Source organism: Bifidobacterium sp. LH_730, assembly GCF_056355835.1.
In genome coordinates this window covers 212,848-235,729 of sequence record NZ_JBKETB010000002.1, presented here as the reverse complement: position 1 = coordinate 235,729, position 22,882 = coordinate 212,848, and the positions used below count along the sequence as shown (strand labels likewise).

Below are 22,882 nucleotides of genomic sequence, written 5' to 3'. Positions count from 1 at the left end.
TGTGTTTTCCTATCCGCGTATGAAAATCCCCATGCGGGCCGGATAGGAAGCCCGTATGGGGACAGGTAGGGGTGCCCGCCGTGAAGAAAGGAAGGCCGGCGGGCACGGGTTCAGTCGCCGACAGTGGGGCCGTCGGCGCGGGGCATGTCGGCGAGCATGACGCGCGCCGCGTAAGTGTCCTTGTTGGAGTCGAGCAGGTGCTGTTTGTTGGCCTGGACCTGTTCGAGGGTCATGTCGGTGACCAGATAGGTCTCGTCGGCCTCCCATTCGGTCTCGTCGAACTCGGTGCCGTCGCCGAACTCGCCCACGTGGTCGACCTTGCGGATGTTCTCGCGGATGCGCACGTCGGCCAGTCCGTCGTAGCGCGGGTAGTAGTCGATCTCCTCCAATGGGTTGAGGCTGTAGGTCTTCTGTGTCATTGATGCTCCTTGGATAGGTATCGTCTGGCCCGGCGCATGGTGTGGTCGATGCGGTGGGTCTTGCGGAAGTGGATGGAGTCGCTGTTGTACAGCCACCCCCAGTAGGAGGCGCACCTTTTGGCCCGTGAGCGGCACATGCCGTCGGGTCTGGATGCGCGGGCGAAGGCGCGTCTGGCGCGCAGGAACAACGCGGGCCTCAACGTGGTGCGATCGGGCAGGAACCGGTATCCGACCATGTCGACCGGCGTGCGACCGATGCGCTGGACGTGCCAGTCGGGATGCACGCGCAACCCGAGTTTGTCGCGCAGGTGTCGTTCGAGGCTGCGCGCGGCCATGGTCAGGTCGCGCGCGTCACGGCCCATGAGCAGCATGTCGTCCATGTAGAACAACGCGTGCGTCACGAGCCTGCGGCGTTTGCCGCGCCGTGTCTTGGATAATGAGAGCACGCGCCGGTACGCGCCGGACAGGTAGTAGTTGGCGAGGGTCTGCGACAGGTACGAGCCGATGTTCAATCCCGTGCCGCCTTGGTTGGTGTCGATGAGCCGGCCGATCAGCCACAATAGGGTCCTGTCGCCGACATCACGGGCGAGCATCGTCTTCAACCGGTCGCGCGGGATCGTGGGATAGTAGTGGACGATGTCGAGCTTGACGAAATAGCGGGATCGTCCGTCGTTGACCCATCGTTTGATCGCGTTCCTCGAGTCGAGGATGCCGCGCCCGGGGATGGTGGAGGTCTGCCAGCGTCCTATCCGCGCCTCGGTCAACGGCTTCAACGCGAGCACGGCCGCGTGGTCGTAGATCTGCTGGTCGATGCTCTCGCGTCCGATGACCCGGTGCTTGCCGGTGATGGGTTCGATGCGCTCGAAGTAGTGTATCGGAGGGAAACCGGTGCGATGCTCCTGCAGGGCGATGGCCATGTCCAACGCGGTCAGGTCGAGGTCTGGATGCTCGTCGAGCCAACGCATCACGTCCCTGCGGCCTCGTTTGCCCTTGAGGAAATGGTCGATCGCCTGCCTCATCATCGCCTGGTTGGCGATATGCGTGTGCTTGCAAAAGGTTCTCATTGTCAGGCTATCTGGATTCCAACGGCTGTCCCCGGTGCTGGAGTGGTTCGGGTACCGGCCGTGTTTTGTTGGTCAGGGTATTTTCGACGCCGTTTCTGGCGTCGTGGCTGGGGCCTCCTCAAATCGATGGGAGGCGAGATGCGGTCTTCGAAAAATGGTTCAGATGTCCGGCCCGCGTAGTTCCACCTGGTGTGCCCGAGCGTGTCGTTCGCGTTGGCGTAGAACGCGCCGGCGTTGGCGTTGTTCCTGAGCGTGCCGAAGCAAGCCCGGTGGCGGGGCCGCGGGGGCGGCCGCAAATCCCAAGAATATGTGGGGATGATATGAGGGGGCTTCGCCCCCTCGCCCATGGCTTCACCCCCACCGGTCTACGCCTGCGGCTTCGACCGGCCCAACGCAGACAGCCGGCCCGCGTAGCCCCACCAGGTGCGCCCGAGCGTGTCGTACGCGCTGGCGTAGAACGCGCCGGCGTAGGCGTTGATCCAGAGCGTGCCGAAGCGGCGGTTGGCGAAGTTGCTGCTGCTGCTGCTGCCGCTGTTGACCCATATGGCGTCGGTGAGGCCGGTGGTGCTGGTCGCGCCTCTGCCGATGGGCAGGAGGACGCCTTCGTGGAGTTCGAAGTCCTCGAGGTAGAAGTTCTCCGATCCGTCGAGTTTCTGTGTGGCCGGGTAGTCGCCGACCTTCACGTAGCCTTCGCCGTTCGAGTTTATGCTTTGGCTGTCGTGGCAGCGCCAGAGTTCGCTGTGGGCCTGCGTGTCGCTGTCCTTGACGTTCCTGACGATCGCGTCCGCGTCGGTTTCCATGGCGCCGAGCATCATCTCGATGCCCTGCAGGAGGATGGGCTGCCTGTCGCGGCCGGCGTGCGCCAGGGTGCGTCCGTCCCTGCCCTTCACCTGGTCGCAGAAACCGGTGTCGTAGGGCGCGGTCGCGAGCTTCATGCTGGTGTCCGCGTCGAACGGGTCGCCGTCGAGGATGACGTAGTCGTATGCGGTGTCATCGGTGTCGATGCTGGTGATGGTGCGCACTCCGGTGACCCCGGCCGTGCCGTGGTCTCCGTTCGCGTTGACCATGACCTGCGAGCCGGGGACGTACGCGCCGCCCTTGCCCTTGGCCAATGGGACGCGGTTCGAGTTCGCCACCGCTGCCGCGAGCGTCTCCGCGTTCCCGTACGAAGAGCATCCTCCCAACGCGGCCTGAAGGTTTTTCGTGGCGTATTTGACTATGAGCATGACCTGCACGTATAGGGCGTCGGCCTGCGAATGGCCGGAATAGCCCGCGCCCTTCGCTCCAGCCTTGTCGTACATGTTTGCCACGCTGCCGAAATACGAGTCGGGACGCTTGCCCGACACGCTCATCGGCACGTCGTCCGCGCCCTTGGAGGCCATGTACTTGGCGTACAGGAGCACCGGACGCTCGCTGCCGTCGGGCAGGAGCATGCCCTCGAACGGCACGTAGCCGGAGAGCTTGGTGTCGCTGATCGCGATGTCCCTGTGCGTGTCGGTCTCCGTGTACTTCCAGTAGAAGGGCATCTGCATCACATACACGTCGGCGCCGGTGCGGGTGAAGCGGTCGTCTATGCCGTCGATGGCGGTCACGTGCGGCACGCCGTCCGCGTCGATGGTCGCATTGCAGTCCACGGTGGCGAACAGCGGGATCGACTGGTACGGGTCCGCGCCGGCCGTCTCGTTCGTGCTCGCCACGGGATCCGCGAGACCGGCGTTGTCCATGGTCTTCTCGCCATCCGGCGAGTTCGAGGCCGAATACTTGGGGAAACTCACGCCATACTGCCTGCCGTCGCGGCGTGCCATGGCCCAGTCCGCCCAATTCACGTACTCGCCCGCATCCGCGTCCCACTCGAGATCGCCCGAGATCGGCGCCGGCAACGTGGTCTCGCCCTTCGCGCGCGCATACGCTCCGCTGTTGGTCAGGTCCACGACCGTGACCACCTGCCCCTCCGCGCCCGAGACCTCGCCGTTGGAGGGCAGGTCCGTCCAACCGTCGGCGGTCGCGCACTGCGTGCCCCACTCGACGGTCGGCCTCGCATCCGCGTTCGTGATCTTGTAACGGCGCAGATCATCTCCCGACGGAGCGGGCGAAACGGTCACCGTCTGCCCGTTCAACCGGGCCTCCGCACTCACGGTCAGCGCGCCCAGCAATGGCGCGGGCAGCGTGGCGCTGCCCTTGCCGCGCGCCTTGCGGCTCGTGGAATCCACGTCCACGACCGTCACGACCTGACCCTCCGTGCCATACAGGACGCGGTTTGCGGTCAGTTCCTTCCAATTACTGGATTCCGCGATCACCGTGCCGTAACTCACGTCCGGCAGCTTGTCCGCGTCATCCACGTGGTACAGGCGCAGACGGTTCGCGGCCACGGCGGGCGTGGCGGCCACACGCTGGCCAGCCTCCTCGGCACGCACGCTCACCTTGATGTCCGCGAGCGTGCCCACGATGCGCGAGTCCGCCGTGATGCTCTTGCCGCCGAAACTGGCGGTCACGCTCACCGGCCCCTCGTCCTCCGACACATGCCACGCGGCCTTCTCGCCCTCGACGGGCGTCAACCCTCCCGTCACCGTGTAATCGGCGCGGTCGGTCACATCCTCTTCAGCCATCGTCAAACTCCAAACGTTCTCCAAACGGAGGGGACGGCCGCAACGTCGCCCCCTCCGATCCCATCAATCGTCGTATTGCGCGAACACGCGCAACCGCAGCTCTCCGCCAGCAGCGATTTCAGCCGGCACCGGACCGCCATCCGCCAACGCGACGCGGACGCCGGTCACGCTTTTGGGGAGACGGTCACGGGGATGACCACGCTCTTGCCGCCGACGGTGGCGGTGACCTGAGCGGGTTTGTCGTCCTCGGTCGTTGCCACGCCCGTGACGGTCAGGGACGTGCCGTCGACCGTCGCGGTGGCCTTCGCCTCGTCGGAGCTTTCCACGGTGATCCTCTGGTTCGCGGCTTCCGCGGGAAGGATCGCGAGCGCCACGGTGGCGGTCTTGCCGACCTCGACGGACACGGACGCCGGATTGGCCGTGATGGAGGTGACGGCGATGTGCTGGCTCGGATCGTACGTGGATTCGATGTAGCGGTCGTTGCCGTACAGGCTGTCGGCCTGCCATGTGGCGGTGAGCGCGTTGCCCTTGACGCTGCCTCGCGTCTCTTGGCCGGGCTCGTTGTTGGTGACCTGCACGACGCCTGCGCGGCGGCGCACCTTGCCGGAGCGCAGCACGTTCTCCTTGTAGGCCATCCACTTCTTGTTCTGCACGATGTCGGTGACGTGGTAGACGCCGTATTCGTCGGGGTCGCCGATGGTGACGCGGCGGGTCATGTCATTGTCCTCGGCCGTGGTGAACTGAGTGGTCAGCGTCGGGTCGCCGGACAGCGTGTAGCCCTGCTGCCAGAATTCATTGTCGTCGCCGGCCTCGCGGCCGTCCTGCGGGGCTCCGTCGCTGGTGATCAGGCCGACGCATGCGTCGGGATTGTAAGCGGCCGGCAGCTCTGGGTCGGCCACGTCGCTGGCGATCATCTGCGGTGTGATGACGTTCTCGGCCGCGTAGGGCACGAGGATGATTCGGCCGGTTACGGTGATGTCGGTGTCGTCGAGGTTGTTCCCCTGAGAATCCCTTGCCATTGAGGTTTCCTTTCCTGTGAGAAACCCCTTGGCAGGGTCTCCGCCAAGGGGTTGGGTCTTTGTTTTTGATGCGCGGGGTGCTAGTAATCGCCCTGCGCGGTGTATTCGACGGTCATGTAGAAGCGGCAGACATCCGCGTCCTCCGTGACCGGGTAGGGCCCGTTGCAGCCCGATTCGTCGATGGCGAGTATCGGACTGTTTTCGGCGTGGTTGCTGAGAATGCCGGGATCGTCGGTGAGCAGCGCGTACACGCGGCGCGCCAAGTCCTTGCAGGGCTTGTCGTTCTGACGGGTCCAGCCGCGCACGGTCACTCCCATGCTGCGGTCGAACAGGATACGCTCGGACTGGGCGCCTCCGTCGTCGCGCACGACGACGAGCGGATGGGAGCCGTCGTACATCGGCGGCTCCTTGTTCGAGACCCGCAGGTCAGGCACGTCGGAGAGCCGGCCGCGCAGGTATCCGCACAGCCACAGTTCGAGGTCGGGAGGCAGCACCAACGTCATGTCAGGTCTTCGCTTTCTTCAACGCCTTGGCGAGGTTGCCGGTCTGGGATTCGATGAGCATGGTCTTGGGATCGTGGCCGACGACCATCTGGGTCGTGCGGTGCGCTCGTTTGACCTGCTCGATGCGCAGCCCATCGCGGTATGCGACGGTCTTGACCGGGGCGTTGGCCTTGGCCTCGGCCAGCGCTCGTTCGGCGGCTGCCTGCGTCAACGCGTTGACTCCCGCGCTGTTGAGGATCTCGTCGAAGAACGAATCGTTGAAATCGATGTAAGTCTGGCCTGCGCGCGCCATGCCTAGCCCCTCCATTCCGACAATGCGATCTCCAAGGTCGGCTGCCATCCGGTGAACGCGTTCACGTCCTTGGACGGGAAGCCAGACACCTCCCACTTGCGCCCGTCGTCGGGATCCGCGCGGATACGGTCGCCCACACGCACGTCGGCCAACGGGTCGTTCACCGTCAGATAGGCGGTGGACGACGTCTGGTCTCGCAACGCGTCGGGCGTGCGCGTGCTCGACGAGCTGGCGAGCGCCCCGCGCAATCGGAGCTCATCGGGGTGGTCCCAGTCCTCGATCTGTTGGCCGGGGTCGTATGGGTCTGGTTTGCGGCCGGCGCGCATGCGCACGAATGGCGTCGCCCCGCCCATAGCGAAGGATGCCTTGCCTAGGCTGTCGAGCAGGCTCATGGCAGCGCCTCCAGCCGGTATGGGTTGAGCTTGGCCTTCTCGTCGTCCATGAGGGTGACGAGGTTGGCGTAGGTGACGGTGGAGCCGTTCGTGGATTGGCTTGCGACCAGTCCGGGGCCTGCGGCGAGGCTGGCGCGTTGCGCGGCGGATATGAGCACGGACCGCACGTCGTCGCATTGGTTGTATCCGGCGTGGATGCGGTAGCGCACGGCGGCCACTCCCTCGGGGAAGGCCTGGCCGTCGATGCGTTCGACGAGTCCTGTCGCCGGATCGTAGGCGACGCCGGGCATGAGGCTGCGCCCACGCCTGTCGGTGAGCTCATCCAGCGAGGTGACGTTGCGGGCGGGAAGACGCAGGACCTTGCCGCCGCGCGTGTTCGCCACGCCTGCCAGCTCGCAGTTCGGGGTGACGTGCCATCCGCAGTGGCGGCGTATGGCCGCCTGCGCGGCTTTGAGCCAGAACGCCGCGTTCGCGTCGAAGGACGACGGGTCGGCGATGATGTCCGGAATCACAATGGATTGTTCGTCGGCCATGATTTCGCCTCCCGTCGTTCATTCCGTTTCCGCGAGGACACTGATGCGAAGGGTCGAGCCCGCGTCGATGGCGTCGGGCACCGGACTGCCGTCATCCTTGGTGATGCGCAGTCCGGCGACCGTCATTTTGGGTTGACGATTCCCCACGTGCGCAGCGCGGCCAGGATCTTCTTCTGGTTCGCGGCCAATGCGGAGGCGTCGGCGTTGTCTGCCGGGTCCGCGATGGCGGCTGCGGCGGCCGGTTTGCCTGTCACGTCGCTCCACGCGACTCTGGATGCGGCGGAGCCGCCGCCGATGTCGACGGGGTTGCCGTTTTCGTCAACGAACGCGACCTCGGCGGCGTACTGCAATTGGTCAGGCGTGGCCTGCGCGGCGGGGATGACTCGAAGTTGCCTTGCCATCGCTCACCGCCTCACTTGCCGGCCTTGCCGAGCGTGACCTTGACGAACGCCTTGGGGTATTTGACCTGCAGGGCGAGGCGTTCGCGCACGCGGTAGGTGATCAGGTCGTTGGTGAAGTCCACGTCGTGGCTGTTGGTGGATTCGACGCGCAGGCCGCCCTTGCGGTAGACGGTGCCGCCGACCTTGAACGCGCCGACCACGACGGTGCCCTTGGCGATCGCCTCGGTGACCACGGTGCGCAGGCCCCACAGGGGCGGGTTCTGCATGATGCCGCCGTTGCCGTACGCGCCGTTGAAGAAGCCGCCGCCGTAGTACTGGCCGTTGTTGTCCTTGGAAAGGCGCAGCGTCTCGTAGTCGGCCGGGTTGATGACCACGGCGTCGGCGCTGAATCCAGTCGCGGTGTTGATCAGCGTGGTTGCCTTGAAAACGCGGTCCGGGTCCGTGTCCGCGCCGGCGCCAAGGGTCTGCACGTCGCGCGTGAGGAGGCCCTCGATGTTCTGGCCGGTGCCGTCGCCGGTCAAAAGCTGGATCTCCTCCATGAGCTTGAGGTTGTACTGCGCATGAGAGTTGATCTCCGAGACGATGTAGGGCAGGTCCTCGGCCATGTCGTCGGTGATCTTCCACCATGCGGCGACCTCGTGCAAGGCGTCGAGCTTCCACGTCGGGTCGGGCAGATGCAGCTGCGGCTTCTGCGCGCCCTCGGCGACCATGTTGGCGCCGCCTTCGAGCGCGCCGTACACGGGGTACTTGATGGAATTGCCGCTCATCGTGCCGCTGGAGAACAGGTCGGCGACCACGAGCGGACGCTCGAAGGGCCACACGCCGTTCTGGTCGACCTGCACGAGCAGCGGCGAATACGCGCCATCGGCGCCGCCGGTGGCCTGCACGTCGGTCGCGGCCTTGAAGTCGCTGGTCGCGAAACCGTGCTTGGCTCCGGCCTTGGCGGTCAGGCCGGCCTCCTTGAGCTCCATCGCGTACAGCATGCCGAGGCTCTTCGCCTCTCCGTTGGGCTTACGCTTCGAGTCGCCGTCCTCGCCGATCTCGTCGAGGTCGTCGTTGGCGGCCTTGAACAGGCTGATGCGCTCGGAGAGGCGCTTGGTCTCCTCGTAGTGCGCCTTGAGCTGCGTCTGCTCGTCGTCGGTGATGTTCTCCATCCCCTTGGCGAGGATGGCCTTCGCCGCCTTCTTCTCGGCGGCGAGCTGCTCCATGAGTGTCATGGAATCTCCTTTCATTGGTTGGCCAGCGAGAAGAAGTCGCTGATGGTTTTGTATTCCCGCTCCCATTCGGGGGCGAAGCTCTTCGCGCCGGACTCCGGCTTATCGTCGTTGGCGTCATCCGGGTCGTCGTCGGGATCGTTCGGCGGGTCTGGCTCGGTCCGGTCGTCCGGGGTCTCGGTGATGGAGTCGAGCAGTTCGCCGAGCGCGTCGTAGGCGGTGCGGATTTTCGACTCGTTGGCCTTGCTGATGGCGCGTCCGGCCTTGACCTCGATGACCTCGGCCTCCTGATTCGCCGCGATCTGCACGAGCGAGATTTCGAACAGCTTGACCTTGCGCAGCTCCCGGTATCCGTCGATCCAGCCCTTCTCGCCGTCGACCCACGCGCTCTGCTCGGCGATGTAGCCGATGCTCATCTGGTGGATGAGCCCGCGCTTCAACAGGTCGTAGGCGCGCTTGATCTCGGGCACGTCGATGTCGAGGCGGCCGGTGATGAGCAGGCCCTTCTCGTCCTCGACGGCGCTCAGCGTCTCGCCGATCACATCGTTCGGGGAGCCGTCCTTGTGCTGCCAGTGCAATGGGATTCCCGCGCCGCCGGCCTTGAAGTCGTTGGCGAGCGTGTCCGCGAACGCGCCCCGTAGGATCACGTCGCCGTCGAGGTCCTTGTTGCCGAATGTCGACGCGTACCCGGTGAACGTGCCCTCGCCGTCACCGGTGTCGAGCTCCTTGAGGTCTATCCGATACCCGGTGTGTTCGAGGCTCATGATTCGTTCCTTCCAGTGAGTTCGTCCCAGTCGCGCCGGAATGCGGCGTCATATTGGTAGGCACGTTTGAAATCGGCCAACAGCATGCCGGCTGCGGTCTTGCCGTTGGGACTGGTGTTGGTCTGCGCGTTCTGCGTCACGCCGCCGTCCTGCGGACTGGGCTGGCCGCCCTCGCTCACGTTGAGCGGGGTGATCAGCTCGTCTCCGCCGGGCACCCTGGGCATGTCGAGCAGCTGGCGCGCGTAGTTCGTGGTCATGAACGGACGGCCCGTGGCCGTGGAGAGCGCCTGGTATTGGGTTTCGAGCGTGCCGCGCAGCTTCGCGTCGATGTTGGCCTTGACGTAGCATTCGGGCTCGCCCACCGCGTCAGGCAGCGTGAGGTTCAGCGCCTCCTCGAGGGCGACGATGTATGGCATCAGCTCGACGTTCCACATCTTCTCCTTGTAGGCCGCGATGTTGCTGTTCGTGCCCTCACGGAAGCCCACGTTCTCAGGTGAGACCTGGAACGCGTTGCACACGGCCACGTTGATCTTGTCGCGCGCCTCGAGGTCGTTCATGTCGATGGGCTTGAACAGGTTCTCGACGGTGCGGATCTCCATGCCGTCCTTGAACACGGGGAGGCGTCCGGCCATGCCCCCGTTGGCGGTGTAGTTGCGCATGTACTGCACGAACGCGTCGTACGCCTCCTGGCTGGGCCACTCCATCTCCTTGGGCCGGTACACGTAGGCGGGGATCTGCGCTCCGCGTTCGGCGATGTTGCGCCGGTATCGCTCCAGGGCGCGCGCCTCGGCCAGCAAGGGCCGCAGCACGTCGGTCACTGGGTTGCCGAAGCGAAGCCCGTCGATGTAGCCGATGTCCAACGCGATGCGCGGGTCTGGCAGGTCGTAGTGGACTCCCGGCATGGACTCCGATGCGGTGATGCGCACTCCGGTGATTTCGCCGAGCGCGTTGCCCTCCAGCTGGTAGGAGTCTGCCGGTATGCGGCGCAGCGTCCATCGGCCCTTGGAGATGCCAAGCACGCACAGCCACTTGTCCTCGAGGAGCATGTCCTCGAGCAGACGCGCGATGAACCGGTAGCGCGTCATGCCCGGCAGCATGCTGGGCCGGCGCATGAGCTGCGCCAAGGATCCGTCGCGCACCTCCATCGCGTCGCCGTCCGCGTCGCGCCGGTAAACCTTGAACGGCAGCGAGGCGATGTTGCGGGCGATGAAATCGACGACGACACGAACCGCGTACTGGCGCGTGTACATGCCGTTGGCCCATCCGATGAAATCCCACTCGTCGGGCCACGACACGTCGGACTGGGTGGAGGTCGCCGGAACGGTCACGGCCGTGGAATCCGCTTCGCCGGACTTCAGGTCGATGGCCGCCGGGCCATGGAAGAGACTGTCGAGGAAACTCAAAATAAGCCTCCTCTCGATTCGGTTAGGCGAAGGACATCCTTATGTCCCCGTTGGTTGAGTTGTATTTCGGTTTGTCGGGCTCTCCGTCGCAGGTCTCGAGCGCGTACAACGCCTCGCTTTCGGCGATGAGCATGCTCGTGTGGGTCGCGGCGTTCGCACGGTCCCACACCATGACCTCGCCGAGCCGCCGGGTGACGGCGAGCGCGGCCTGCTGCTCGACGAGCGGCTGGGGCAGGTGGCGCAGCTTGCCTTCCTTGATGCGGTCGAGGAACCGGCCTGTGCAGGCGCCGAGCTTGAAGCCCTCGATGAGATGCACGGTCCATCCGGCCTCGGTCAACGGGTCGATGAAGTCGACGGCGGGACAGCCCTTGGATTGGATGGCTATCTCGTGGATGGCCGGCCATTTTTCCTTGAGCAGGCGGAGGTATCTTGGGACCCACATCATGCCGTCGCGTCTGGCGATGGCCTCCACGTGTGGCAATCCGTCGGCGCGCATGCCGGCGGCCGCGATGTAGGTGGTCTCGCGGTCGGCGCTGGTGTCGATGGCGAGGACCACTCGGTTCTCGTCGGGGATGGTGGACGTGGGGTCGATGCCTTCTCGCCACAGTCTTGGCGGAATGTAGGGGATGACGTCGGCGGTGACCCACTGGCATAGCACCTCGGTGCGGTATGCGGCCTCGGTCATCGTGTTGATGTCGGCCTTCACGCTGCGAAGCGTCATGGCCCCGTATCCGAGGGACGGGTTCGCCTGGCGTATCGCATCGTCGTCGTCGAGCTCACACTTGTCCGGCGCGCTCCACTCGAAGTATCCGTAGGTCGGGTCATGGTCGTTCGCCCACTCCTCGGCCTTGCCGAGGCCCGCGTCGACGTATGCCCTCCACGAGTCGGCGAGCGCGCGTCCCGCGTCGACGAGCTTCTTGAGGACCACGCTTCGGTAGTCGCCGGCGTTGCTGATGCCCCACAGTTGGCTGGACCACACGGCCTTGGTGATTTGGCTGACGGAATTCCAGCCATCCTCGTTATGCTGCTCGCGCAGCTCGTCGAAGATGGCGCGGGCGGCGCTCTTGGAGCGGATGTTGTTCGCCGCGCGGACGATGTACTTCGCCTTGCTGCGGCAGATGACCGCCTCCTCGCCGTTCACGTTCGATATCTTCTGCACCAGCGCCTGCAGGTCCGGGACGGCCAGCTCGGACTCCTCGTCGGTCTGCGGCTGCGGGTTGCACCAGTTCTTCACCGTCTCGTAGGGGCCCTTGGCGTTGTCCAGCGTCTGGGCTGCGCCGACCACGAGGAATTTCAATGGGGGCACGCGCTCGGGATGGCGTTGTGAATCGACGAACAGCCACCACGCGGCCAGCACGCCCATCGTGGTGGTCTTGCCGTTCTGGCGGGCGACCAGCACGATCACCCTGCGGAAACGGTAGGAGCCGTCCGGGTTGAGTTCGAGCGCGTGGATCAGCAGCCAGCATTGCCATGGGTAGAGGTGCACCTTGAGCACCATTTCGGCGAACGCGATGACCGAATAGCCGTTGCTCGTCGTCTTGTCGAGCTTGCGCAGCGGGGGAGTGTAGATCCTCGGCACGGTCACGCCATGATCGGCGTCCGTGACCTCGCCGGCGATGATGCAATCCTCCATGACGCCGCCTCCCGTCAGCCGAACTCGCTCATGTACTCCTCCATGGCGGTCTTCCGCCTCGCCTTCGGCCTATCGCCCGCCGACGCGGTCCGCGTGGCCTTCGCGTCGGCCGCGGCCGGCGTCAGACCGAGCGCGTCAAGGTACTTCAGGAAGCTCGCGATGCTCACGTTGTCGTTCTGCGGCACCGCGGGACGCTGCTTCGTGCCCTCCACGTCCGCTATGGCACGCTCGGCCAGCTCGTCCCAATGGTCAATCTTCCAGGCGAGCGCACGGGCGGCCGCGATGGCGGCCTTGTCGCGCGCCCGGAGGTGCTTCGCGCTCCTGAGCGACGCCTCCAACGCCTCGCACACCGACTGCTGCGGGAAAACGGCCATGGAACGGCCTCCTTTCGCGCGTGCGCGACCCTCTGTGCAAATTTCAACGGGGAGAGAAAGAGCGGGCACGCGGGTAGTGGGCCGGTCGGTGCCTGTCGGAGGATTCTACCGCCCCTTCCCGTTGGCTTTCGTGGGTCAGGCGGCGGTGTCGAGCGCGATCCATTGCCTTGATAGTGTGCCGATTGGCGCGTGCGGATCCTTGTTGCCGCGCAGATTGTTGCAGCTGGTGTGGCTTGGTCGGAAGCCAGCCGGGTCGAACTGCAGGTCGGGTCGCTTGGTGACGGGGTAGAGGTGGTCGAGGTTGTAGCTGTCGTCGGTGGTGTTCTTCGGGACGGTGTAGTCGATGGGCATGCCGCATAGCCAGCACACTGCGTGCTCTCGCTTGCACTTGGCGAAGAATGCGGCCTTGTCCTTTTCGAACTGGCGGGTGGTCTTGCGCACGCGATGCTGTGCCATGCTGCCGCCCTTCTGCTTTGCGGATGGTGCAGGATTCGAACCCGCGGACCATGTTGGTCGCGCGCCTAGCGAGCGCGTGCGTTAGGCCTCTCCGCCAACCATCCAAGTATGTGGAATCCCCCGATTCGTGTCATCGCATGGCATGGAGCCATGCTCGATGGGTCAGGGGATTCGAAGTTATGCGTTCGGATTTATGCTTCGGTTCAGGTGCGCTCTACGCCAGACGAGTAATCGTCGATGTTCTCGATGATGTTATCTACGTACCGTCCACGACTATCCTTCGCTTTCGCACCAAGCGCCTTGAAAATAAAGGCAACGATTACGGCGAAAGCGCCCACGCAAAATGAAACGATGTCAGGTATGCTTCCAAATCTAGATATGACTGACTGAATAACCAATGGAGCGCCCAGGCCAAGGAAGCCCCAGAAGGCGTTGTCGAACACTCCCTGCCCATCCGGTATGTCCCTGATATCTCGTTTCAGATGCCTCAGATCCGTCCCTTTTACTGGCACCAGATCCTCCTTCGGCCGCAGCATGTTGTACTCGATGGGAGATTTTCCGCCGAAGTCGTTCGGCCCCACCGAGAAACCGTGGTCACTTGTCATCGTGATTCCCCGGATAGAACTTGATGACTCCGATCTGGAATCCGTCGAAGAGCCGGACGTAGGCGCACTTCTTGCAGGTCACCGATATCAGGCCGAGGAAGGGAGCGCCGTGGACCGGCTGGCCCACCATCACCAGGCGTTCGAGCCGGAATGGCGTCTCCTCGATGTTCCACGATGACGAATGGCATATCGGGCATTCCTGGCTGCGCCAGTTCTCCTCGAACCATTTGATGAGGGCGTCGTAATCGATGCCGATGGTGCTTTGATTGTTGTTTTCGGTTGGCATGTGTTCCAGCTTACTCGGCCGGATATGGTTGATCCCCGTCGGACTGGTGCCAACCGAAGTGTCCGTGCGGGGATCAGCAGCAATTCGGTGGTCGTCTCTCTTGACACTCCACCTGATGCGTCAGCATATCACGAAACTGTAACAGCCTGCAATCGCAACGGTTTTCAGGCGGCGACGAGTGGCTTGATGTCGCCGAGCTGGCTCGGGTCGAAGCTGAGCAGGTCATAGTCGCGCTGGAGGTTGTCCCAGAACTCGGGGGTGGTGCCGAACGCCTTGGCGAGACGGTATGCCATCGCGGTGGTGATGGCGCGCTTGCCGCGGACGATCTCGCTGATGGCGGTCTGGGGGACGCCGATGGCTTTGGCGAGACGGTAGCCGGTGATGCCGAGCGGCTGCATGAACTCCTCGGACAGGATCTCGCCGGGGGTGCTCAGGTAGCGGTCAGTGGTAGTCGTCGAAATAGACATCGTATGCCTCCTTCGCTTCGTCGTCCCATTGGAAGATGAGACGCCATTGCTTGTTGACGCGGATGCTCCAGTGTCCGAGCAGGTCGCCCACGAGCGCTTCGAGCATGTTGCCCGGCGGAACCTTGAGGTCCTGCAATGCGTGCGCGGCCTTGAGCATCTGGAGCTTGCGCTTCAACGCCTTCTCCACGCCGGTCGGATAGCCTTTCGGGTATCTGCCGCCGTAGAGGTAGTCGTTGAGTTCCTTGTCCCGCGTTCTCACGTCACTTATACTAACGTAATGCGTTAGTAATGTCAAGCGATATCATTCTCCTCCGGCGCACGCCAGCAGCTCGCGTACGCTCCACTCCCAGTATCCGCCGCCGACGCTCCGGCATGACGGCAGCTTTCCCCTTCGTCGCCACATGGCCAGCTGCTGCGCCGAGAACCTGCGCCCCGTGGTCTCGCTCAACCATTCGGCGGCGCCTGACTGGGTTCGTGTGATGTGCAGGCCCTCGCGCGCGGCCCCTCCCAGTTCGGTCCTCGCGGCGGCGTCGAGGTAGGCGACGCGTATCTCGGCGAGGTTGAGCTGCGCGCCGCACTCCTTGCAATCGGCCCACTTGGCGTCGCGCGGTGCCATCACGTCCGCGTCGCAGGCCGGGCAGTGGCCCCACAGCACCAGTTCCGGCATCGGCGCAAGCCTACGCTCGATCCGGTCGGACAGCTCCCGCAATGCCGCGTAATCCTCAGGTGCATCCTCCAAGGTGAGCAGCGTGCTCCGGTTGGCGACGAGCCGGTTCCACAGGCCGCGCCACTGGCGCAGCGGAACCTTGGCCCACTCGGGTTTCAGGCGCGCGCACACGCCGCGCATCCACTCGCACGACTGTTCGAACAACTCCTGCGCGTCCCAGTCGATCGGGCTGGGCGCGAATCCGTTCGACGGCGCGTGCTCGCGCGCTCCTATACGCACCTGCCTGAGCGCCACCGAACGCAACGCCTTGAGCTGGCCGTCGAGATCTCGCAGTAGACGCAGATACGCGCGCTCGCAGTCCCCGCACAGCCACCTGCCGGGCGCGACCCTGCTGCCATCGTTCGGACATCCGAAATCCATGATGTATTGCCTTTCCGCCGGGGTATGATTGGGCATTGCCACAAGCCAAGCCATCCCCAGCGGATGGCTTGTTCCTTATTCGTCGAAAAGCGGCGGCTCGACGAAATCCGGCGAGCGCTCCGCCGCCTTGACCTCCTTGGGCGTCGCCGCGCGAATCACGTCCACCACCTCGCGCTCGCTGACCTGCAGGAGCCGCGCGGTCTCATCGACCGAATAGCCGTCCGCATGCCATTTGAGGATCATGTCACGCTTGTACTTGCCCATCCTTCGCCTCCCTTGCGTCGAAATATGCCTTGATCACGGCGAGCGCCGTCCCGATGGCGTGCATAGTCGCCAATGACATGGGGTCGTTGGCGATTTCGGGTGGCATGAGGGCTTTGAGGCTGCGCAGGCCTTCCTCGCTGCCGGTGGCGAGGAGAGTGGCGCTCATGGCGACGAGCTGCGTTCCAGTCACATCGAGGACCGATCTCTTGGCCAATTCTGTGGCGTATTCCATGGCGAAGCGCTCGTATTCGGTGTCGTCAGCCAATTTGCTCACATCCTTAGCGTCATCCTGATGGTCTTCATCATGCAGGACCGCGGACTGCAGCCATGCGATCAATTCCGGCACATCCGATGCCGGTATGCGGCTGACGGGCGATTGATGTCCGGTGCATGCGGTCGAGACGGCTATCTCGCCGTTTCCCCAGTTCCAGAACTGGACGTTCTCGTCCTTCGACGGATGCTGCCCGTATATGATGCGAATCTTTTCCGGGTTGAGCGTCTTGATGTCGATCATGATTCGTCTCCTTGGTTGATGCGTTCCTCGATCTCCACGGCCAGCGCGAGGGCTTGGTCCCATCCGGCGCGGTATCCGATGACGAACGCCTCGGCCGGCGAATCGTTGCCCAGTCCCGCGTCGGCGAGCGCGTCGAGCGCTTGCTGGTCGATGTCGATGTGGTTGTTTTCGTCCACGCTGATGCTGCTCATTGGTCCTCCTCGAGGGTGGCGCCGCAGCTTGGGCAGTGGTCGCCGGTCTGGGCGAAGCGGCTGACCGGATGGCGGCAGGCGTCGCATATCCGCTCGTACTTGGGTCGTTCGCTGCCCCTGGGCTCGTGACGGATGACTATCATGCGGCTCATTTGATTTCCATCCATTTCGTATCGTTGTAGACATTGCCTATCGCCGATGCAGGGCCCGTGCAATCAGGGAACTTGACCATGACCGGGTTGCCCACCAATTCCGACAGATTGTTGCCGTCGTCCTCTACGTCGATGCCGGCGATGCGGAGCAAATCCGGCAGCTGCTGCGGCGCGAAATTCACCGAGCAGCCAGTGCTTGCGCGACGTAACCGCAAAGTGATCGAAATGATGTTGAAATGCCCTATGTACTGCAATTCGGCTGAAACGATTTTCATAACCTCGCAGATTGGTTCGCTCATTCCTCAACCTCCGTCAGTGCGCCGTGGGATCCGTCGTACATGCTGTCGGCGATCTCAACGAGAGCCGCCGTTGGGATAAGCGATCGAATGAATTTGGCTGGCCCAATAGCTTGCTGCAAAGCTTCGGCTAGTTCCTCGCATGTGAATATCTTCGCCTCGTGGCTCATTTCGTGTCCTTTCATTCGCCGTCGTCCAGCCATGCGCGGTATTCGTCGATGTCGCGTTGGAGGCAGTCGGCGGTGCGGTGGATCGTGTCATGCCCATATGCGTAGGGGTCGCGTCCGCGGGCCATGTCCGTGATCCTGAGCGAGCTCAGGTCGAGCTTGCGGTACGACACGCCCGCGAGCGCGCCGGGCATCTTCTCGTCGATCCATTCGAGGTCGAAGTCGACGTTCGTGCCTGCCGGGTGCAGGATGACGTTTCTATACCGGTAGATCAGGTCGCCGATCCTCATGCGCACGTCGTCGAGGCATCGGGCCCGACGCTGGTCCATGCATTGGGCGAGCAGGCCGTTGCGCGCGTGCATGCCGATGGCCGTGAGGTTGCGTTCGCCGATGGCGATGGGTGTCTCGTTGTCCGGGTCGTATCTGATCGCCATGTCGAATTGTTCTTGGATGCTGCTGGCCTTGAGGTCGGTGACGCGCATGCCGACCTCGAGCAGCCTGCCGTCCTTGGGGTCGATGCCCGTGGTCTCCGTGTCGATCCATAGGAGCATGTGTGGCTTGTCGCTCATTCGTTGTCCTTCCGTGGTAGGTGCTTGGTCTCCTCTTCGCTGGCCTCGTATCCGATGTCATCGAGGAGCCGGTAGTAGTCGGCGAGCGTGCTGCCGTAGGAGCGGCCGCGCCAGCAGTCAGCGTCGACGCGCGACTCGGTGTCCGCCAATAGGAGCAGCAGCAGTTGCATGCGCCTCTGGCCCGGCTTGCCGGCCCTGTCGGCGAGCGCGCGCATGTTCTCCGGTCCGGCGAGGTGGTAGACGTCGTGCTTGACGTCCTTCTCGGCGACGGGCAGCGGCGTGGTCAATAGGTTGTATGCCTGGACGATCCTGTCGGCGCGGTTGACGTCGCCTTCGAACAGGCTTCCGAACCCGTATGGGCCGAGGATGCGATTGGCGAGGAGCCGTTCGAGCATGAATGTCTGCTTGGGGCCGGAGAAGCCCGGCAGGTTGGCTTTGAGCCATGCCATGCGGGTGTCGCGGCTGGTCTCGTCGACCTGACGCCACTTCCTGGCCTCCTCGAGCTCCCGCTTGCGCCTGCTCTTGGCCTCCGCGCCCTCCCGCTCCCGTCGGGCGGCCGCCTTGGGGTCGAGCGGCTGGTAGGCGAACAGACTCTCGCCATCCTCGTAGAGCCGGGCCCGCTCGCGCAGCTTGTCGCCCTTGAGCCATTCGCCCCACTGCTCGTCGAACCGCCGGCCCTCGTCGAAGAGCTTCGGATACGGCTCGCAATCGTCCGGATGCCACGACCAGCGTCCCGCGTTCCCGGGCAGGGCGTGGATCTCCAACCCCATCCCACGCGCCTGCTCCCCGGCCTCTTTCAACCACGCGCGCCGGCGGCGCTCGCGGGCGATCATGGTGCGGGTGTAGTCGAAGTTGTTGGTGCCGATGGTCTTGGCGAGGCGCTTCTGGTCGGCGGGGCTGTCGTTGAGGTCGGCGAGCGCCTCCAATTCGAGTAAATCGAGTTGGGCGAATTGGTCTTGCTGGCGGATGGGTGTGGGGATGCTGGCGATCCTGAGTCGTCCGCGGACGAATGTCTGGCTTCTTCCGGTACGCTCGGCCATGTCCTTGACGCTCGAGCCGAGGTCGAGGAGTCCTTGGTATCCGTCGGCCTCCTCCATGGGGGTCAGGTCCGTGCGCTGCGTGTTCTCCACGAGCATGAGTTCGCGCTCCTCGCGCGGGGTCAATTCGGCTATCGCGCAGGGCACGGTCTCGAGGCCGGCCTGTTTGGCGGCGGTCCACCGGCGGTGGCCGATGACGATCCGGTACACGATGCGGCTCTCGTTGGGGCCGGTGGCCTCCCGCATGGGCGTGACGAGGAGGTTCTGCCGGATGCCCTGCTGCCTTATGCTTTGCGCGAGTTCGGTGACGTCGCCCACCTGCTTGCGCGGATTGTCGGGATTGGGACGCAGGTCTCCGACGGGGATTTGTTGGATGTCACTCATGTCAATGCCTTTCTCGTTGGTTCCTCGACTGGTGTCCAGCCGCCTTCGCGGTCGAGCAGGATCCACCCGTGGCGCTTCGTGAGCACCGGAGTCTGCCAGGGCAGTTCGCCGGCCCTCAAATACAGGCCCTCCTGATGGGCCTGCTCGGGGTGGGCGTGGACCCATCCATGGCAGCCGGCCGTGCCCGACCCGCACAGGTCAACCACGTTCGACGGGTCGTGCCTCCATGCCTTGTCGGCCCGGCTCCGGGTCGCGCGGTGGTGGCGCGAGCCGGATACGGCGTACAGGCTCAGCCCGCAGCGGATGCAGGATCGTCCGTCGCGCTCGTCCACCAGTTCGCATGTCCTGCGGCTTGGCTGGCTCATCGCGCGGCCTCGATGGTCTTCATGGCCACGAGCCGCCACACGGTCCTCTCGGACGCGTTCAGACCATGCCAGTCCTCGATGGGGTCGGTGCGGGTGGCGTTCCACCATGCCTCGTATGCGGCCCTGGCCGCTTTCTCGACCTTCTGGTCGCTCACTGCTCGTCCTCCTCCGTTGCGGGCTCGGCCGGTCCGATGGAGATCGTCAGGCACATGCCGGCCTTGATGGCTTCGAATGCCATCCGTTCCAGGGGGCCTCGTCCGTCGAGGAGGGCCTGTCGCCTGGGCTGTGGGTCGTTTTGCTTTCGGTCGTCCGGGGCGAGGGCGATGAGCGTGGCGGCGAGGCTCAGTGCCTCGCGTGGTTCGAGGCCGAGGTAGGTGTGGCCGGTCTGCGTGCCCTCGATCTGGATGCGAGTGTCCGCCAGTGTGCGCACGCGCAGGCTTTCGCGTCCGTGGCGGTCGATGATGTGGTTCATGCCGGGATCCTTTCGGTGCTTTCGATGGTTTGGCTGATGGTCTCCTGCGCGGCCTGGGCCCAGTCGTGGCCTTGGCGGACGAGCTGGAAGAAGGGCTTTCTGGCTCTCATGGCCTCGATGGAGTCGACGCCGGATTCCTCGAGGGGCTGGTTGAGGTGGGCTTGGAGCCATGCCTCGTCGGGCAGCGGCTGAGGTTTGGGTTTGGGCTGCCAGTCGCGCCATTGTTCGGAGGCAAGCCAGTGGGCGAGGTTGCAGGGCGTGTGGATCTCGCCCTCCGCCACGCTGTTCGCGTAGGCCAGGACCGCGCCGAACAGGCGCAGCGGGTCCGAGCCGGATTCGCACAGGCGCTCCCACTCGGCTTTCGCCTTGGCCTTGGAGCCGGAGTGGACCGGGTGGGCGCTCCACGCCGCGGCGAACGGGTCCGCCTCGACCGAGGCGACGGCGCCGGCCATCGAGCCCCGGCCCGGCGTTGCCTCGGAGGGGGCCGGGGGGAGGTTTGGATTGGTATCGGTATGGGTATGGTCCGGATGCTTCGTTTTTGCTTGAAGCAATTGCTTCGCGTTTGCTTCCCGTTTGCTTGAACCAAATGCTTCGTCTGTTACGCTGGTTTGCTTCGCGGGGTTGCCTTCGTGTTGCTTCCCGTTTGCTTCGCCGTCGTCCGAGGCGTTTGCCTCGTCGTCGCTTCGACGGCTTGCCTCGCGTTTGCTTCGCCTCGCCTGCCCGCTCGCACGTCCTCCGGCCCTGCCGGCGGCGGCGCGTTTCTCGGACAGTTCGCGGCTTCCCGCCAGCTTCCACAAGCGCTCGTCCTCCACGGGCCTGAACGCGTCCTCGGCGATCCTGTCCCACAAACCGGCCGCGACGAGTTGCATTGCCTGCGCCTTGGTGCCTCCCAGGCGTTTGACATGCCTTAGGCGGATGGTGCCGTCGTAGTCCTCGTTGCGCGACTGGCGGCCCATCCAACTGCCCGCCTTGACCCACAGTCCCAACGCCGCCAGCGGCAGATAGTCGAGGCTCGGCTTGTCGTACAGGCCGTCGTCGACCATGAACCAGCTCATGCCACCGCCTCCTCCTGCATGTCGAGCTCGGGTTGCTCGACCGGATTGGCGAGCCGGTGCGCGAGCAGGGTCAGCGCGATCTCGTCCTGCGTCCTCATGAAATCGTCCTTGTCGTAGGCGAAGCGCTGCCCGCATTCCGCGCACCAGTTCGGATGCGGGCGCGCCAGCAGAACGCCGGCGGCCTTTTCGCGCGGCATGTCCCGGTACGCGTCCGGCCATAGCCGCGTGCCGCAGCGTGGGCACTGGCTCAACGGCGGCGTGCCCGTGACGGCCCGGGGCGCGGCGAACGCGTACTTGATGGCCTTCTCCGGCTTGGGGAACACGTCGGGATGCCGGTCGACGATCTGCTGGATGCGGTGCATGATGTCGTTCCCGCAGTCGTCGCGGAACCGTTCGAAGCCCTCCAAGGTGAACGTCTTGGATTCGGCCGCGAAATGCAGCAGGGACACGGCCTGCGGGTCGGGATACATGCGCTCCGGGCACGCGTCGATGCGGATGACCGTGTCCGGGATCTCGCCGCTGAGAGCGGCCAGATCGTCCATGCGCACACGGAACGTCTTCGCCACCGGAATCGTCGGAAGGACTTCGCCCTCCAACGCGTCGTTCCTGTCATTCATGGTCTTCTCCTTTGCTAGAACTCGGGTTCCGACTCGGCATGTCCGCCGAAGTCCGTGTGGCCGGCCGGAGCCTGCGCCCACGGATCCGCCCCGTCCGCCGGCATGACCGTCGGCGCCGTGGCGCCGCCCTGGTAGCCTTGGTAGGCGCTGCCGAGCGCCTGACGCTGCGCGGTCCTGACCACGGCGGCCCTCGCATACCTCAGGGAGGGGCCGATCTCATCGACCTGCATCTCCATGACGGTCCTGTTGCTCCCGTCCTGCGCCTGGTAGCTCCTCTGCTGAAGGCGGCCCTGCGCGATCACGCGCGTGCCCTTGGACAGCGACTGGGCGATGTTGGAGGCCATGTCCCTCCACACGCTGCACCGCAGGAACAGGGCCGGCCCGTCCTCCCACTGATTCGTGTTCCGATTGAACGAGCGAGGGGTCGAGGCGATCGTGAAGTTCACGACCGTCGCCCCGCTGGCTATGGCGCGCAGCTCCGGATCGGCGGTCAGGTTGCCCACGATCGTCACGACGGTCTCGCCGCTCACCGCGCCACCTCCCCGCCGACATAGGAGACATAGACCCCATGCACGCCGACCGGGTTCTCCACGGCCCTCGCGTCATAGGCGCCCGCCGGATGGAACGCAGCCAGACGGCCGGCGCGCACACGGCGCGCGACGTCCATGGCGTTCTTCCGCGTACGGCATTCCCTCCACCGGCGCCACTGGCCAGGCCTCGTGCGCAACAGTCCGGCGAAATCCTCGTGCGCGACCCTCGCGGAACTCCGCTCGCACAGATCCTCGGGAGGCTCTGACAGCCACGCATCGTCATCCACGCTCTCGCCGGACGGCGGGGACTGGATGACAAGATGCTCGCCCGGGGCCGCGGCGCCGGCATCGGCGGGGCCCACGGGATCGCGATTGACCGGCACGTCGGCCGCGGGCGTGCCTCCGACGGCGACCTTGTACGCCTGGCTGATGCTCCACTGCGGCTTGTCGAGCAACGCCGCCTCCGCGAGATCCGCCAGCACATTGCCCTTCACGGAACGCATGTGTTTGCGCACCGCCGACTGCTCGCGCGCATTCAGATCGCGCCACGGGGTCCTGGCCCACTCATCCAACTGGGCCTTGCTGTATCTGGGCATAAGTTCTCCTTTTCGATGAATCGACAAACGGCCCCGTGAGATCGGGGCACCGTCGTGGACGGCCCGGGAATCGAACCCAAGTCCCGGCCCGCCACGCGCCACATGAACCGCGTGATCCGCCGGGGGCAAGCCTGCACCGCCCGAAGGCCGCCGGC

34 protein-coding genes and 1 tRNA gene are annotated in these 22,882 nt (G+C 64.8%); all 35 read right to left on the bottom strand.

What is annotated here, in order from left to right; genetic code table 11:
* Window positions 1–110 precede the first annotated feature (110 nt).
* The 35 genes from AC1AUD_RS03815 to AC1AUD_RS03645 all read right to left on the bottom strand — a co-directional run bounded on the left by AC1AUD_RS03815 (window position 111) and on the right by AC1AUD_RS03645 (window position 22,727).
* The gene (locus AC1AUD_RS03815; protein WP_476572239.1) at window positions 111–419 is read right to left on the bottom strand and encodes a hypothetical protein; all 309 of its coding nucleotides are present in this window, start codon (window positions 417–419) and stop codon (window positions 111–113) included.
* Complete coding sequence (locus AC1AUD_RS03810; protein WP_476572238.1) at window positions 416–1,483, bottom strand: RNA-directed DNA polymerase; 1,068 nt, start codon at window positions 1,481–1,483, stop codon at window positions 416–418. The genes AC1AUD_RS03815 and AC1AUD_RS03810 overlap by 4 nt, the downstream gene beginning before the upstream one ends.
* A 365-nt stretch (window positions 1,484–1,848) precedes the next feature.
* Entirely contained in the window at window positions 1,849–4,089 is a 2,241-nt protein-coding gene (locus AC1AUD_RS03805; protein WP_476572237.1) for a hypothetical protein, read from the bottom strand.
* A 164-nt stretch (window positions 4,090–4,253) separates the two neighbouring features.
* On the bottom strand, window positions 4,254–5,108 hold the full coding sequence (locus AC1AUD_RS03800) for an Ig-like domain-containing protein (protein ID WP_476572236.1): 855 nt from the start codon (window positions 5,106–5,108) through the stop codon (window positions 4,254–4,256).
* A gap of 80 nt (window positions 5,109–5,188) precedes the next feature.
* A complete protein-coding gene (locus AC1AUD_RS03795) occupies window positions 5,189–5,611 on the bottom strand; it encodes a hypothetical protein (protein ID WP_476572234.1) in 423 nt (140 codons plus the stop codon).
* 1 nt (window position 5,612) lies between these two features.
* Window positions 5,613–5,903 (bottom strand): HK97 gp10 family phage protein, encoded by a 291-nt coding sequence (locus AC1AUD_RS03790; protein WP_476572232.1) that lies wholly within the window; start codon window positions 5,901–5,903, stop codon window positions 5,613–5,615.
* 2 nt (window positions 5,904–5,905) lie between these two features.
* Entirely contained in the window at window positions 5,906–6,295 is a 390-nt protein-coding gene (locus AC1AUD_RS03785) for a hypothetical protein (protein WP_476572230.1), read from the bottom strand.
* Window positions 6,292–6,828, bottom strand: a complete 537-nt coding sequence (locus AC1AUD_RS03780) for a hypothetical protein (RefSeq protein WP_476572228.1) — start codon at window positions 6,826–6,828, stop codon at window positions 6,292–6,294. Before AC1AUD_RS03780 ends, AC1AUD_RS03785 begins: the two co-directional genes overlap by 4 nt.
* Before the next feature lie 122 nt (window positions 6,829–6,950).
* Window positions 6,951–7,229, bottom strand: a complete 279-nt coding sequence (locus AC1AUD_RS03775; RefSeq protein ID WP_476572226.1) for a hypothetical protein — start codon at window positions 7,227–7,229, stop codon at window positions 6,951–6,953.
* An 11-nt stretch (window positions 7,230–7,240) separates the two neighbouring features.
* The gene (locus AC1AUD_RS03770) at window positions 7,241–8,446 is read right to left on the bottom strand and encodes a phage major capsid protein (RefSeq protein WP_476572224.1); all 1,206 of its coding nucleotides are present in this window, start codon (window positions 8,444–8,446) and stop codon (window positions 7,241–7,243) included.
* An 11-nt stretch (window positions 8,447–8,457) separates the two neighbouring features.
* The gene (locus AC1AUD_RS03765) at window positions 8,458–9,207 is read right to left on the bottom strand and encodes an HK97 family phage prohead protease (protein WP_476572222.1); all 750 of its coding nucleotides are present in this window, start codon (window positions 9,205–9,207) and stop codon (window positions 8,458–8,460) included.
* Window positions 9,204–10,610 (bottom strand): phage portal protein, encoded by a 1,407-nt coding sequence (locus tag AC1AUD_RS03760; RefSeq protein ID WP_476572220.1) that lies wholly within the window; start codon window positions 10,608–10,610, stop codon window positions 9,204–9,206. The genes AC1AUD_RS03765 and AC1AUD_RS03760 overlap by 4 nt, the downstream gene beginning before the upstream one ends.
* A gap of 22 nt (window positions 10,611–10,632) precedes the next feature.
* Complete coding sequence (locus tag AC1AUD_RS03755) at window positions 10,633–12,243, bottom strand: terminase (protein ID WP_476572218.1); 1,611 nt, start codon at window positions 12,241–12,243, stop codon at window positions 10,633–10,635.
* A 14-nt stretch (window positions 12,244–12,257) separates the two neighbouring features.
* The gene (locus tag AC1AUD_RS03750; protein ID WP_476572216.1) at window positions 12,258–12,617 is read right to left on the bottom strand and encodes a terminase small subunit; all 360 of its coding nucleotides are present in this window, start codon (window positions 12,615–12,617) and stop codon (window positions 12,258–12,260) included.
* A 135-nt stretch (window positions 12,618–12,752) separates the two neighbouring features.
* Entirely contained in the window at window positions 12,753–13,073 is a 321-nt protein-coding gene (locus AC1AUD_RS03745) for a hypothetical protein (RefSeq protein WP_476572214.1), read from the bottom strand.
* A 20-nt stretch (window positions 13,074–13,093) separates the two neighbouring features.
* Window positions 13,094–13,177 (bottom strand) — tRNA-Ser (locus AC1AUD_RS03740).
* Between the two features lie 99 nt (window positions 13,178–13,276).
* Window positions 13,277–13,678 carry a hypothetical protein gene (locus tag AC1AUD_RS03735; RefSeq protein WP_476572212.1) on the bottom strand — a complete coding sequence of 134 codons (402 nt, stop codon included), beginning with the start codon at window positions 13,676–13,678 and terminating at the stop codon, window positions 13,277–13,279.
* Window positions 13,668–13,964 (bottom strand): hypothetical protein, encoded by a 297-nt coding sequence (locus AC1AUD_RS03730; protein ID WP_476572210.1) that lies wholly within the window; start codon window positions 13,962–13,964, stop codon window positions 13,668–13,670. The genes AC1AUD_RS03735 and AC1AUD_RS03730 overlap by 11 nt, the downstream gene beginning before the upstream one ends.
* A 164-nt stretch (window positions 13,965–14,128) precedes the next feature.
* Window positions 14,129–14,431, bottom strand: a complete 303-nt coding sequence (locus tag AC1AUD_RS03725; protein WP_476572208.1) for a HigA family addiction module antitoxin — start codon at window positions 14,429–14,431, stop codon at window positions 14,129–14,131.
* Window positions 14,406–14,690 carry a type II toxin-antitoxin system RelE/ParE family toxin gene (locus AC1AUD_RS03720; protein WP_476572206.1) on the bottom strand — a complete coding sequence of 95 codons (285 nt, stop codon included), beginning with the start codon at window positions 14,688–14,690 and terminating at the stop codon, window positions 14,406–14,408. Before AC1AUD_RS03720 ends, AC1AUD_RS03725 begins: the two co-directional genes overlap by 26 nt.
* Window positions 14,691–14,732: 42 nt before the next feature.
* A complete protein-coding gene (locus tag AC1AUD_RS03715) occupies window positions 14,733–15,518 on the bottom strand; it encodes a hypothetical protein (protein ID WP_476572204.1) in 786 nt (261 codons plus the stop codon).
* A 75-nt stretch (window positions 15,519–15,593) separates the two neighbouring features.
* A complete protein-coding gene (locus tag AC1AUD_RS03710; protein ID WP_476572202.1) occupies window positions 15,594–15,782 on the bottom strand; it encodes a hypothetical protein in 189 nt (62 codons plus the stop codon).
* Entirely contained in the window at window positions 15,763–16,296 is a 534-nt protein-coding gene (locus tag AC1AUD_RS03705; RefSeq protein ID WP_476572200.1) for a hypothetical protein, read from the bottom strand. The genes AC1AUD_RS03710 and AC1AUD_RS03705 overlap by 20 nt, the downstream gene beginning before the upstream one ends.
* Window positions 16,293–16,487 carry a hypothetical protein gene (locus tag AC1AUD_RS03700; protein ID WP_476572198.1) on the bottom strand — a complete coding sequence of 65 codons (195 nt, stop codon included), beginning with the start codon at window positions 16,485–16,487 and terminating at the stop codon, window positions 16,293–16,295. The genes AC1AUD_RS03705 and AC1AUD_RS03700 overlap by 4 nt, the downstream gene beginning before the upstream one ends.
* Complete coding sequence (locus AC1AUD_RS03695) at window positions 16,484–16,639, bottom strand: hypothetical protein (protein WP_476572196.1); 156 nt, start codon at window positions 16,637–16,639, stop codon at window positions 16,484–16,486. The genes AC1AUD_RS03700 and AC1AUD_RS03695 overlap by 4 nt, the downstream gene beginning before the upstream one ends.
* Window positions 16,636–16,938: a hypothetical protein gene (locus AC1AUD_RS03690; RefSeq protein ID WP_476572195.1), complete on the bottom strand. Its 303-nt coding sequence runs from the start codon at window positions 16,936–16,938 to the stop codon at window positions 16,636–16,638. The genes AC1AUD_RS03695 and AC1AUD_RS03690 overlap by 4 nt, the downstream gene beginning before the upstream one ends.
* Window positions 16,939–17,116: 178 nt before the next feature.
* On the bottom strand, window positions 17,117–17,671 hold the full coding sequence (locus AC1AUD_RS03685) for a 3'-5' exonuclease family protein (protein ID WP_476572193.1): 555 nt from the start codon (window positions 17,669–17,671) through the stop codon (window positions 17,117–17,119).
* Window positions 17,668–19,092, bottom strand: a complete 1,425-nt coding sequence (locus AC1AUD_RS03680; RefSeq protein ID WP_476572191.1) for a ParB/RepB/Spo0J family partition protein — start codon at window positions 19,090–19,092, stop codon at window positions 17,668–17,670. The genes AC1AUD_RS03685 and AC1AUD_RS03680 overlap by 4 nt, the downstream gene beginning before the upstream one ends.
* On the bottom strand, window positions 19,089–19,457 hold the full coding sequence (locus tag AC1AUD_RS03675) for an HNH endonuclease (protein WP_476572189.1): 369 nt from the start codon (window positions 19,455–19,457) through the stop codon (window positions 19,089–19,091). The genes AC1AUD_RS03680 and AC1AUD_RS03675 overlap by 4 nt, the downstream gene beginning before the upstream one ends.
* Window positions 19,454–19,612 (bottom strand): hypothetical protein, encoded by a 159-nt coding sequence (locus tag AC1AUD_RS03670; RefSeq protein ID WP_476572187.1) that lies wholly within the window; start codon window positions 19,610–19,612, stop codon window positions 19,454–19,456. Before AC1AUD_RS03670 ends, AC1AUD_RS03675 begins: the two co-directional genes overlap by 4 nt.
* On the bottom strand, window positions 19,609–19,929 hold the full coding sequence (locus AC1AUD_RS03665; RefSeq protein WP_476572185.1) for a hypothetical protein: 321 nt from the start codon (window positions 19,927–19,929) through the stop codon (window positions 19,609–19,611). The genes AC1AUD_RS03670 and AC1AUD_RS03665 overlap by 4 nt, the downstream gene beginning before the upstream one ends.
* A complete protein-coding gene (locus AC1AUD_RS03660) occupies window positions 19,926–20,984 on the bottom strand; it encodes a hypothetical protein (protein WP_476572183.1) in 1,059 nt (352 codons plus the stop codon). Before AC1AUD_RS03660 ends, AC1AUD_RS03665 begins: the two co-directional genes overlap by 4 nt.
* Window positions 20,981–21,601, bottom strand: coding sequence for a hypothetical protein (locus tag AC1AUD_RS03655; protein WP_476572181.1), 621 nt, complete (start codon window positions 21,599–21,601; stop codon window positions 20,981–20,983). Before AC1AUD_RS03655 ends, AC1AUD_RS03660 begins: the two co-directional genes overlap by 4 nt.
* A gap of 14 nt (window positions 21,602–21,615) precedes the next feature.
* A complete protein-coding gene (locus AC1AUD_RS03650) occupies window positions 21,616–22,131 on the bottom strand; it encodes a single-stranded DNA-binding protein (RefSeq protein WP_476572179.1) in 516 nt (171 codons plus the stop codon).
* A complete protein-coding gene (locus AC1AUD_RS03645) occupies window positions 22,128–22,727 on the bottom strand; it encodes a hypothetical protein (RefSeq protein WP_476572177.1) in 600 nt (199 codons plus the stop codon). The genes AC1AUD_RS03650 and AC1AUD_RS03645 overlap by 4 nt, the downstream gene beginning before the upstream one ends.
* Between the last annotated feature and the right edge of the window lie 155 nt (window positions 22,728–22,882).